Source organism: Micromonospora sp. NPDC049900 (assembly GCF_044461025.1).
Taxonomy (GTDB): Bacteria; Actinomycetota; Actinomycetes; order Mycobacteriales; family Micromonosporaceae; genus Micromonospora.
In genome coordinates this window covers 22,925-33,166 of record NZ_JBITKM010000027.1, presented here as the reverse complement: position 1 = coordinate 33,166, position 10,242 = coordinate 22,925, and the positions used below count along the sequence as shown (strand labels likewise).

At 74.0% G+C, this 10,242-nt stretch carries 9 protein-coding genes and 1 rRNA gene; 9 read left to right on the top strand and 1 reads right to left on the bottom strand.

From position 1 onward, the window contains the following. The 3 genes from rrf to ACIBMZ_RS29750 form a co-directional block, all read left to right on the top strand. Window positions 1-94 (top strand): 5S ribosomal RNA (rrf, locus tag ACIBMZ_RS29760); the annotation flags it as partial. 1,776 nt (window positions 95-1,870) lie between these two features. After that, window positions 1,871-2,809: a tetratricopeptide repeat protein gene (locus tag ACIBMZ_RS29755; protein ID WP_396699512.1), complete on the top strand. Its 939-nt coding sequence runs from the start codon at window positions 1,871-1,873 to the stop codon at window positions 2,807-2,809. Continuing rightward, window positions 2,806-3,825 carry an HAD-IIA family hydrolase gene (locus tag ACIBMZ_RS29750; RefSeq protein ID WP_396699506.1) on the top strand — a complete coding sequence of 340 codons (1,020 nt, stop codon included), beginning with the start codon at window positions 2,806-2,808 and terminating at the stop codon, window positions 3,823-3,825. The genes ACIBMZ_RS29755 and ACIBMZ_RS29750 overlap by 4 nt, the downstream gene beginning before the upstream one ends. Window positions 3,826-3,874: 49 nt before the next feature. Here ACIBMZ_RS29750 and ACIBMZ_RS29745 read toward each other — a convergent pair whose 3' ends face one another. After that, on the bottom strand, window positions 3,875-4,213 hold the full coding sequence (locus tag ACIBMZ_RS29745; RefSeq protein WP_396699504.1) for an SCP2 sterol-binding domain-containing protein: 339 nt from the start codon (window positions 4,211-4,213) through the stop codon (window positions 3,875-3,877). A 114-nt stretch (window positions 4,214-4,327) separates the two neighbouring features. On the opposite strand from ACIBMZ_RS29745, the gene ACIBMZ_RS29740 reads away from it, so the two are divergent. The 6 genes from ACIBMZ_RS29740 to steA all read left to right on the top strand — a co-directional run bounded on the left by ACIBMZ_RS29740 (window position 4,328) and on the right by steA (window position 10,229). Then, entirely contained in the window at window positions 4,328-4,945 is a 618-nt protein-coding gene (locus ACIBMZ_RS29740; protein ID WP_396699502.1) for a phasin family protein, read from the top strand. A gap of 103 nt (window positions 4,946-5,048) precedes the next feature. Then, on the top strand, window positions 5,049-5,273 hold the full coding sequence (locus ACIBMZ_RS29735; protein WP_396699500.1) for a hypothetical protein: 225 nt from the start codon (window positions 5,049-5,051) through the stop codon (window positions 5,271-5,273). A gap of 15 nt (window positions 5,274-5,288) precedes the next feature. Beyond that, entirely contained in the window at window positions 5,289-6,149 is an 861-nt protein-coding gene (locus tag ACIBMZ_RS29730) for a TlyA family RNA methyltransferase (RefSeq protein ID WP_396699498.1), read from the top strand. Between the two features lie 82 nt (window positions 6,150-6,231). Next, entirely contained in the window at window positions 6,232-7,116 is an 885-nt protein-coding gene (locus ACIBMZ_RS29725; RefSeq protein WP_396699496.1) for an NAD kinase, read from the top strand. A 57-nt stretch (window positions 7,117-7,173) separates the two neighbouring features. Next, window positions 7,174-8,931 carry a DNA repair protein RecN gene (gene recN / locus ACIBMZ_RS29720; protein WP_396699494.1) on the top strand — a complete coding sequence of 586 codons (1,758 nt, stop codon included), beginning with the start codon at window positions 7,174-7,176 and terminating at the stop codon, window positions 8,929-8,931. Between the two features lie 119 nt (window positions 8,932-9,050). Continuing rightward, window positions 9,051-10,229, top strand: a complete 1,179-nt coding sequence (steA, locus tag ACIBMZ_RS29715) for a putative cytokinetic ring protein SteA (protein ID WP_131054654.1) — start codon at window positions 9,051-9,053, stop codon at window positions 10,227-10,229. Window positions 10,230-10,242 lie beyond the last annotated feature (13 nt).

Below are 10,242 nucleotides of genomic sequence, written 5' to 3'. Positions count from 1 at the left end.
AACGCCCGGTCACATTCCGAACCCGGAAGCTAAGCCCTCCAGCGCCGATGGTACTGCACCCGGGAGGGTGTGGGAGAGTAGGACACCGCCGGACACACGTTACAGTCGAGGGCCGCCCGGAATCGGGACGGCCCTCGACTGCGTTGCGTCGTGGAACGACGTATTCAGGAAGGATGTACCAGTGAGTTCTGGACCTCAGGGCGGAGACCGTCCCCGGGGCTACGAGGGACGGCCCGGCGACCGTGACGGCGACAACCGCCGTGGCGACCGTCCGTCGTACCGCGACGAGCGCGGTCGGGAGCGTGACTCCCGCGACGGTGGACGTGGCGCCGGCGGTTACGGTGCTGACCGTTCCCGGTCCGGTGGCTTCCGTCGGGACGGCGACCGTCGTGAGGGCGGCTACCGAGGCAGCGACCGGGGTACCGGCGGCGGCTTCGGTGGCGACCGCCGTGGCTCCGGTGGCGACCGCGAAGGCTTCCGTGGCGACCGTCGTGAGGGCGGTTCCGGTGGCTTCCGTGGCGACCGTGGCGAGCGCGGTTCCGGTGGCTTCCGTAGTGACCGTCGCGAGGGCGGTTCCGGGGACCGTCGCCAGGGTGACGACCGGCCGGCCTACCGCCGCGACAACGACGAGCGCGGCTCGGGCGCCCGGGGCGGTGACCGGCGTACCGGTGGGTTCCGCGACGGCGACCGCAGCTCCGGTGGCTTCCGTGGTGACCGTCGTGAGGGTGGTTTCCGGGGCAACGACCGTCGTGAGGGCGGCTTCCGGCCGGAGCGCCGCGACGGTGACCGTCGTGAGGGCGGCTTCGGTCGCGGCTCCGACGACCGGGGCGGCTTCCGCGGCGAGCGCCGGGACGGTGACCGCCGGGACGGCGGCTTCCGCGGCGACCGGCGCGACAGTGGCGGTGACCGTCGTGAGGGTGGTTTCCGGGGCAACGACCGTCGTGAGGGCGGCTTCCGGTCGGACCGTCGCGACAGCGGCGACCGCCGTGAAGGTGGTTTCCGGGGCGAGCGGCGTGACGGTGACCGTCGTGAGGGTGGGTTCCGGGGCGAGCGCCGTGAGGGCGGCTTCGGCCGGGGCTCGGACGACCGGGGCGGCTTCCGCGGCGAGCGCCGGGACGGTGACCGTCGTGAGGGCGGCTTCGGCCGGGGCTCCGACGACCGGGGTGGCTTCCGCAGCGACCGCCGGGACGGAGACCGTCGCGACGGTGGCTTCCGTGGTGAGCGTCGTGAGGGCGGCTTCCGGGATGGCGGTTCGCGGGACCGGGACAACTCCTCGCGCGGCCCGGGACGTGACTACGGCTCCGGTGAGCGCCGGGAGGGCGGGTACCGCTCGGATCGACGGGACGAGGGCTTCCGCCGGGGCAACGACGATCGCCGGCAGGGCGACGGCGGCGGCTACCGGCGTACCGAAGGCGGCTTCGGCGGTGCACGCCGGGAGGGCGGCGCACGGGACGGTGACCGCCGCGAGGGAGGCTTCCGGGGCAACGACCGTCGTGAGGGCGGCTTCCGGCCGGACCGTCGCGACGGTGGTGACCGTCGTGAGGGCGGCTTCCGGGGCGGTGACCGTCGGGAGGGTGGCTTCCGGTCCGGGGACCGTCGGGACGGCGGGTACGGGGACCGCGCTTCGGGCGGCTCAGGCTTCCGCGACGGCGATCGTCGGGACGGCGGGTTCCGCCGTGGGTCCGACGAGCGCGGCGGCGAGCGGCGGGACGGTGGCTTCCGGGACGACCGGGGCCGGCGTGACGGCTTCGACCAGGGCGAGGAGGGGCGTACGCCCGCGCCGGCGCTGCCGGACGAGATCGTCGCGACCGACCTGGACAAGGACGTACGGGCCGAGTTGCTGTCGCTGTCGAAGGGGGTCGCGGACACCGTGGCCCGGCACCTCGTGGCGACCGGGCAACTGATCGACGAGGACCCCGCCGAGGCGCTGGCCCACGCGATGGCCGCCCGTCGGCTGGCGTCCCGGATCGCGGCTGTCCGCGAGGCGGTCGGTCTGGCCGCGTACCACTCGGGCGAGTGGCAGACGGCGATCGCGGAACTGCGGACGTACCACCGGATGAGTGGGGTGCAGAGCCACATCGCGGTCCTCGCGGACTGTGAGCGGGCGCTGGGCCGCCCCGAGCGGGCCATCGACCTGTTCCGCGGTGCCGAGCAGGAGAAGCTGGAGGCGGCCGTCGCCATCGAGTTGCTGATCGTGGCCGCCGGTGCGCGAGGCGACCTCGGGCAGCGGGACGCGGCCGTGGCCATGCTCCAGGTGCCCGAACTCACCACCGACACGGCTCAGCCGTGGACCGCCCGGTTGCGGTACGCGTACGCGGACGCGCTGCTGGCGGTGGACCGTCGGGCCGAGGCCCGGGAGTGGTTCTCCCGCGCGGCCGAGGTCGACGCCGAGGCGGAGACCGACGCGGCGGAGCGGCTGCTCGAACTCGACGGCGTGGTCATCGAGGGCGACGACGAGGACGAGGCCACCGAGGAACTGGCCGCCGGTCCCGGCGCGCCGGGTGCGGTACCGGCCCGTCCGGACAGCGAGCTGACCACCGACGAGCGCCCCGAAGAGGTCGAGGTGGCCGAGGGGCCGACGGATCGAGTCGCCGACCAGACGGTGGGGGACGAGGCTGCGGCGGACCGGATCGGAACGGACCAGGCGGCGGACGGCGAAGTCGGGGACGACCGCGTCGAGGCGACGTCGCGCGGTGACGAGGTCGTCGAGGCCGATGTCGTGGAGGCGTCCGACGCTCCGGCGGCGAGCGGTGTCGGTGAGTCGTCCGTGACGGACGGCGAGCGGGCCGAGGAGAACGAGCGGCGATGAGCGGTGACGGGGAGCGGCTGGTCGACGGGTACACCCTGGTCGTCTTCGACCTGGACGGGGTGATCTATCTGATCGACCGGCCGATCCCCGGCGCGGTCGAGGCGGTCGCCCGGCTGCACGGTGAGGGCCGGGCGGTGGCGTACGCCACGAACAACGCCTCGCGCCGGCCGGCCGACGTGGCGGACCTGCTCACCGGGATGGGTGTACCGGCCCGGCCGGACGAGGTGCTGACCAGCGCGGCTGCCGCCGCCCAACTGTTGGGCGAGCGGCTGCCGGCCGGTGCGCCGGTGCTGGTGGTGGGTGCCGAGGCGCTGCGGGCCGAGATCCGCGAGGTGGGTCTGACCCCGGTCTCCGGTGCCGACGACGCGCCGGTCGCGGTGATCCAGGGGTACGGCCCGCAGGTCGGCTGGGCCGATCTGGCCGAGGCGGCGGTGGCGGTACGCGGCGGAGCCTCGTGGATCGCCACCAACACCGACCGGACGCTGCCCAGCGGACGGGGACCCCTGCCGGGCAACGGCTCGTTGGTCGCCGCACTGGCGACCGCGTTGGACCGGCAACCCGACGAGGTGGTGGGCAAGCCGTCGCCGGAGCTGTTCGCCACCGCCGCGCGTCGGGCGGGCGAGGGCCGCTCCCTGGTGGTCGGTGATCGACTCGACACCGACATCGAGGGCGCCAACCGGGCGGGGCTGGACAGCCTGCTGGTGCTCACCGGCGTCAGCGACGTACCCGAGTTGCTCGCCGCACCGACCGACCGCCGCCCGACGGCCGTGGCCTGGGACCTGACCGGGCTCTTCGAGCCCACCGGGATGGTCCGGGTGCCGGCGGCCGGTGCGGAGCACGGCGGCTGGCGCGTCACGACCGGCCCGGACGGGTGGGAGTTGACCGGCGCGGGTCGGCCGCTGGACGCGCTCGCGGCGCTCTGTGCGGTGGCCTGGGAGCGTCGGCCGGACGGCGTACCGCGTCCGGGATCGCCGGAGGCGGCGACGGCGCTGGAGGCCCTCGGCCTGACCGGCTGACTCACCGTCGAGCGCGCCGCGCCGAGGTCCCGGCGGCGGGTGCCGGATCTCAGAGCAGCTTGCGCAGTTTCATCAGGTCGAACGGGTTGGCCTTGATCGAGACGCGTCGGCTGGCCACCGCGCGGGTCACGTCGAGGTCGCCGCGTACCAGGGCGAGCAGGTCGTCGCTGGTGGTGGTCATGGCGATCTTCGCCTTGGGGTCGTCGCCGTCGGTCAGTCCGACCAGTCGTCCACCGGTGAGTCGACCGTGGAAGGCGGTCTCCAGGTCGCTGACCCGGCAGGCCAGCGTGCGGTCGAGGTCGACGTGCTCGCGGACGGTCTCCGCGTTGCGGTCCAGCCGGGCGGCCAGGTCCTGCAACGCCTGTCGACACTCGTCCACGGTGGCCACCCGTCGCCTCCTCGCCTCACACCACGTCGTACTCCGGGCACCGTACCGCATGGGACGCCGACCGCGGCCCGGTAGCGTGACACCTGCCGGAACCCCGGGTGAAAGGACTCAGGCATGCAGGACGCGTGGCGCGCCTACCTCGAACTGGCCATGGGCCTGACGGAGGCGCCCCGGAAGAAGGCGCAGGACGCGGTGCGCCGCTTGGCCGGTTCGACCGGCGCGACCGCCGCGCAGCTCCAGACGCTGGCCGAGGAGTTGCGCTCGACCGGCGCGGAGAACCGGGAGGCGCTGACCAAGCTGGTGCGGTTCGAGGTCGAACGTGCGCTCGGCGCGGTCGGGTTGGCCACCGCCGACGAGGTCGAGGAGCTGGAGCGGCGGGTACGCGAGCTGGAACGCCGGTTGCGCACGATGACCGACACCGCCGTACGCTCCGGCGGCTCGGAGGGCGGCTCGCCCGCCGACGTGGCGGCCGAGGCCGCCGAGACCGCGGCGGCGGCCCCGCCGCCCGGACCGGGCCCGGCGAAGAAGGCGGTCGCCAAGAAGGCCGTGGCGAAGAAGGCCGGTGCCCCGCCGCCCGCGGCGGATCAGCCGGTGGCCAAGAAGGCGGTGGCGAAGGTCGCCAAGAAGGCGGTGGCGAAGAAGACGCCAGGCTCGGTGGCGCGTCCCGCCGACGGCGACGCGCCGACCCGACCGGCGAAGGCCACCCGGCCGCGCCCGGACACCGCGCCGTGACCGCCCGTCTCGCGCGTCACCTCCGGCGGGCTCAGGCGGCCGACGCGCGGCGGGACGTCGCATCGGGTGCGGTGACCGGCGCGACGCCGGCCGGAGCGCGACGGTGAACGTCTCGCCGCGGCCCGGGCCGCCGCCGGGTCCCCGGCCGGGCCCGCCGCCGCAGACGTGGACCGGCGACGGTGCCGACGACGCGGGGCACCCGGCGGTGGACGCCGCCGTGCAGGCGATGGTGAACGCCGCGAACCTCGCCCCGGCCGACCAGATCGCCCAGTACGAGGCCGCCTACCAGACGTTGCGGGAAACGCTCGCCACCATCGACCAGGCCTGAGGAGGCCGTCCACCCATGGCACGTCGTAACCGGTTGGACGCCGAACTCGTCCGCCGTGGCCTGGCCCGGTCGCGGGAGCAGGCCGCCGCGCTGGTCGAGGCCGGTCGGGTCCAGCTCCGGGGGATGGTGGCCCGCAAGGCCGCCGCGATGGTCGACCCCGCCGACCCGCTGGTGGTCACCGGCGCCGACCCCACCTCCGAGTACGTCTCCCGGGGCGGACACAAACTGGCCGGCGCGCTCGCCGCGTTCGCTCCCGGTGGGCTGACCGTGACCGGTCGGCGCTGCCTGGACGCCGGGGCGTCCACCGGCGGCTTCACCGACGTGCTCCTGCGCGCGGGTGCGGCCGAGGTGGTCGCGGTCGACGTCGGCTACGGCCAGCTCGCCTGGTCGTTGCGGACCGACGAGCGGGTCCGGGTCCTGGAACGGACGAACGTCCGGACGCTGACCGCCGAGGTGATCGGTGGGCAGGTCGACCTGACCGTGGCCGACCTGTCGTTCATCTCGCTGCGGCTGGTGCTGCCGGCGCTGGCCGCCTGCACCGCCGCCGAGGGTGACCTGGCGTTGATGGTCAAGCCGCAGTTCGAGGTGGGCCGGGACCGGGTGGGCGCCGGTGGCGTGGTGCGGGATCCGGCGCTGCGCGCCGAGGCGGTGCTCGACGTCGCCGCGTCCGCCGCGACACTGGGACTGGGGTTGGCGGAGCTGGCGGCCAGTCCGCTGCCCGGGCCGAGCGGCAACGTGGAGTTCTTCGTATGGTTACGCCGGGACGCGCCACCGGCCGACCCGGAACGGGTGCGGGCCGTGGTGGCGGCCGGGCCCGGCGCGCCGGCGTCCGCCGGTGACCCGCGTGACGAGGTGACGAAGGAGGTGGCCGGGTGAGCGAGGGCAACTCCGCCACGGCGGGGGTACGTCCGCCGGGTGGTTCGACGCGACGGCCGACCCACGGCGGGCGGGCCCTCCGGTGACCCGTACCGCCCTGCTGGTGACCCACACCGGTCGTCGGCGCAGCACGGAACACGCGCGTACGGTCGCGGCCGACCTGATCTCCGCCGGCTTCGAGGTGCGGGTGGTGGCCGAGGAGGCCGAGGATCTCGACCTGCCGGGCGCGGTGCCGGTGACCGGGCCGGAGGCGGCCGAGGGCGCCGAGATCGTCTTCGCGCTCGGTGGGGACGGCACGTTCCTGCGCGCCGCCGAGCTGGCCCGGCCGGCGAAGGTGCCGCTGCTCGGCATCAACCTCGGCAAGGTCGGTTTCCTGGCCGAGGCGGAGATCGACGACCTGGACCTGGCGGTCCGCGACGTGGTGGGCCGCAACTACAGCGTCGACGAGCGGCTCACCCTGGACGTGACCGCCGAGTTCGACGGTGGGCCGACGATCGAGTCGTGGGCGCTCAACGAGATCAGCGTCGAGAAGGGCGAGCGGGCCCAGATGCTGGAGCTGCTGGTCGACGTGGACGGTCGGCCGCTGTCCCGGTACGGGTGCGACGGGGTGGTCTGCGCCACGCCGACCGGTTCGACGGCGTACGCCTTCTCCGGCGGCGGGCCGGTGGTCTGGCCCGAGGTGGAGGCGCTGCTGCTGGTGCCGATCAGCGCGCACGCCCTGTTCAGCCGCCCGCTGGTGACCGCACCCACCTCCACCATCTCGATCACCGTGGACCCGTTCACCACGCTGGCGGTGCTCTGCTGCGACGGGCGGCGGGTCTACGACCTGCCGCCGGGTGCTCGGCTCACGGTGCGTCGCGGCGCCCTGCCGGTGCGGATCGTCCGGCTGCGGGACCGGCCGTTCACCGACCGGCTGGTGGCCAAGTTCGACCTGCCGGTGCACGGCTGGCGGGGCAACCGCCGCTGACCCGGGTCGCCGCGCCGGCTGGTCAAGTGTCGGGCCACGCGTCTACTGTCGGGTGCTGTGCTGGAGGAGCTACGCATCACCGGACTGGGCGTCATCGAGGACACCACGCTGCCGCTTGCCGGCGGCATGAACGTCATCACCGGCGAGACCGGGGCCGGCAAGACGATGGTGGTCACCGGCCTGGGCCTGCTCTTCGGGGGCCGTGCCGACGCCGGGCGGGTGCGTGCCCAGCCCGGCCGGGCCGTCGTCGAGGGCCGCCTGCGTCTGACCGGTCGGGTCGCCGAGTCGGTGCACGCCCGGATCACCGACGCCGGTGGCGAGCCCGACGACGACGGCGCGATGCTGTTGAGCCGTACGGTCACCGTGGAGGGTCGCTCCCGGGCGCACCTGGGCGGGCGGAGCATGCCGGTGTCGACGCTCGGCGAGGTGGGCGAACAGGTGGTGGCCGTACACGGCCAGTCCGACCAGTTGCGCCTGCTGCGTCCGGCCGAGCAGCGGGCCGCGTTGGACCGCTTCGCCGGGCCGGAGCACGAGAAGCTGCTGGAGGCCATGCGCGAGGCGTACACGCAGTGGCGTCGGGTGGTCGACGACCTGGCCGACCGGCGGCGCAACGCGCGGGAGCGCCACCAGGAGGCGGATCTGCTGCGGCTGGGGCTCGACGAGATCACCCGGGTCGACCCGCAGGCCGGTGAGGACGACGAGCTCAAGACCGAGGCGCAGCGGCTGGAGCACGCCGAGGGGTTGCGTACCGCGGCGCAGGTGGCCCACCAGTGTGTGGCCGGCGGGTTGGAGGCGGCCGACGAGACCACCGACGCCTCGGCGTTGCTCGGCACCGCTCGGCGGACGTTGGAGGCGCAGGCCGGCACCGATCCGGCCCTGGGGGAGTTGGCGGCCCGCCTGGAGGAGGCGGCGACGCTGGTCGCCGACGTGTCGGTGGAGTTGTCGACGTATCTCACCGGGTTGGACGCCGATCCGGCCCGGCTGCAGAGCATCTACGAGCGCCGGGCCGCGTTGCGGGCGTTGACCCGCAAGTACGCCGACGACGTCGACGGGGTGATCGCCTGGGCGGAGCGGGCCCGGACCCGACTGTCCGACCTGGACATCTCCGACGAGTTCCTTGAGGAGTTGGACCGGGAGGCGTCCCGGTTGGCCGGTGAGGTGGCCGAGTTGGCCGGCCGGTTGTCGGCGTCCCGCCAGGAGGCGGCGGTGCGTTTCGCCGAGCAGGTGACCGTCGAGTTGGCCGGGCTGGCCATGCCGCACGCCCGCGTCGAGGTGGCGGTGCTGCCCCGACCGGCCGGACGGACCGAGCCCACGTTGCCGGTCAACGGGGTGGAGGTCGGTGTCGGGCCGGACGGCGGCGACGAGGTCGAGTTGCGGCTGCTGGCCCACCCGGGTGCGCCGTCGCTGCCGTTGCAGCGGGGCGCGTCCGGCGGTGAGCTGTCCCGGGTGATGCTCGCCATCGAGGTCGTCTTCGCCGGTTCGGGCGGGCCGCCCACGCTGGTCTTCGACGAGGTCGACGCGGGGGTCGGCGGTCAGGCGGCGGTGGAGATCGGCCGTCGGCTGGCCCGGTTGGCCCGCAGCCACCAGGTGCTCGTGGTGACCCACCTGCCGCAGGTGGCCGCGTTCGCCGACCGGCACCTGGTGGTGGCGAAGGACACCGGTGGCGCGGTGACCACCAGCGGGGTACGGGTGGTGGAGGACACCGAGCGGGCCCGGGAACTGGCCCGGATGCTGGCGGGTTTGCCGGACTCGGATCTGGGTATCGCCCACGCGGAGGAGTTGTTGGCCGTCGCGGCCCGCGAACGGCGGTCGTGAGGACCGTCATTGTGAGCGGAGGCACACCGGCCCTCGCCCATCTGTGCTTCCCTGGGTAGGCGGCCCTGCTCAGGCATGTCGCGACAGATTCGCCTGCCTCACATGCCAGGATGGTCACGATGCGTCTACCCACGTTGCGCCGGACCCGGAACGCGGAACCGGGACGAATCCTCGGCACCGCCCGCCTCGATCGCCGGACGAAACGCCTGGTCGGTCGGCTCCGCCCCGGTGACATCGCGGTGATCGACCATGTCGACCTGGACCGGGTCGCCGCCGACTCGCTGGTCGCCGTGGGCGTCGGCGCGGTCCTCAACGCCAAGCCGTCGGTCTCCGGCCGCTATCCCAACCTCGGCCCGGAGGTGCTCGTCGCGGCGGGCATCCCGCTGTTGGACGACCTCGGTGAGGGGGTCTTCGAGCGGATCCGCGAGGGCGACACGGTGCGGATCGAGGGCAACACCGTCTATCTCGGCGACGAGCCGCTGGCACACGGCAGCCTGCAGGACGCCGAGAGCGTGGCCAAGGCGATGAGCGACGCCCGCGAGGGCCTGTCGGTGCAGTTGGAGGCGTTCGCCGCCAACACCATGGACTACCTCAAGCAGGAACGTGACCTGCTGCTCGACGGTGTCGGCGTACCGGACATCGCCACCGAGATCCAGGGCCGACACTGCCTGATCGTGGTGCGGGGCTACGACTACAAGGCCGACCTGGACGTGCTGCGCCCGTACATCCGGGAGTTCAAGCCGGTGCTGATCGGCGTCGACGGCGGGGCGGACGCGCTGGTCGAGGCGGGTTACACGCCAGACATGATCATCGGTGACATGGACTCGGTCACCGACGACGTGCTGCGCTGCGGCGCCGAGGTGATCGTGCACGCGTACCCGGACGGTCGGGCTCCCGGCCTGCCCCGGGTCAACGGCCTGGGGGTGCCGGCGGTGACCTTCCCGGCCGCCGCCACCAGCGAGGACCTCGCCATGCTGCTGGCCGACGAGAAGGGCGCCTCGCTGATCGTCGCGGTGGGCACCCACGCCACCTTGGTCGAGTTCCTGGACAAGGGGCGCGGCGGCATGGCGTCGACGTTCCTCACCCGGCTCAAGGTCGGTGGCAAGTTGGTCGACGCCAAGGGGGTGAGCCGGCTCTACCGGCAGAGCATCTCGGGTTCCTCGCTGCTGCTGCTTGTGCTGTCGGCGGTGGCGGCGATGGCCTCGGCGGTGGCGGTGTCCACCGTCGGCAAGGCGTATTTGGGCGTGGTCTCCGAGTGGTGGGACAATTTTGTGTTCCAGCTCGGCCAGCTCTTCTAGCTCCCGACCGATC

Bases quoted from the DNA above. Each gene is read 5' to 3' on its own strand.
- ACIBMZ_RS29750 (WP_396699506.1), top strand. From the start codon at position 2,806: ATGAGCGGTGACGGGGAGCGGCTGGTCGACGGGTACACCCTGGTCGTC.
- ACIBMZ_RS29740 (WP_396699502.1), top strand. From the start codon at position 4,328: ATGCAGGACGCGTGGCGCGCCTACCTCGAACTGGCCATGGGCCTGACG.
- ACIBMZ_RS29730 (WP_396699498.1), top strand. From the start codon at position 5,289: ATGGCACGTCGTAACCGGTTGGACGCCGAACTCGTCCGCCGTGGCCTG.
- steA (WP_131054654.1), top strand. From the start codon at position 9,051: ATGCGTCTACCCACGTTGCGCCGGACCCGGAACGCGGAACCGGGACGA.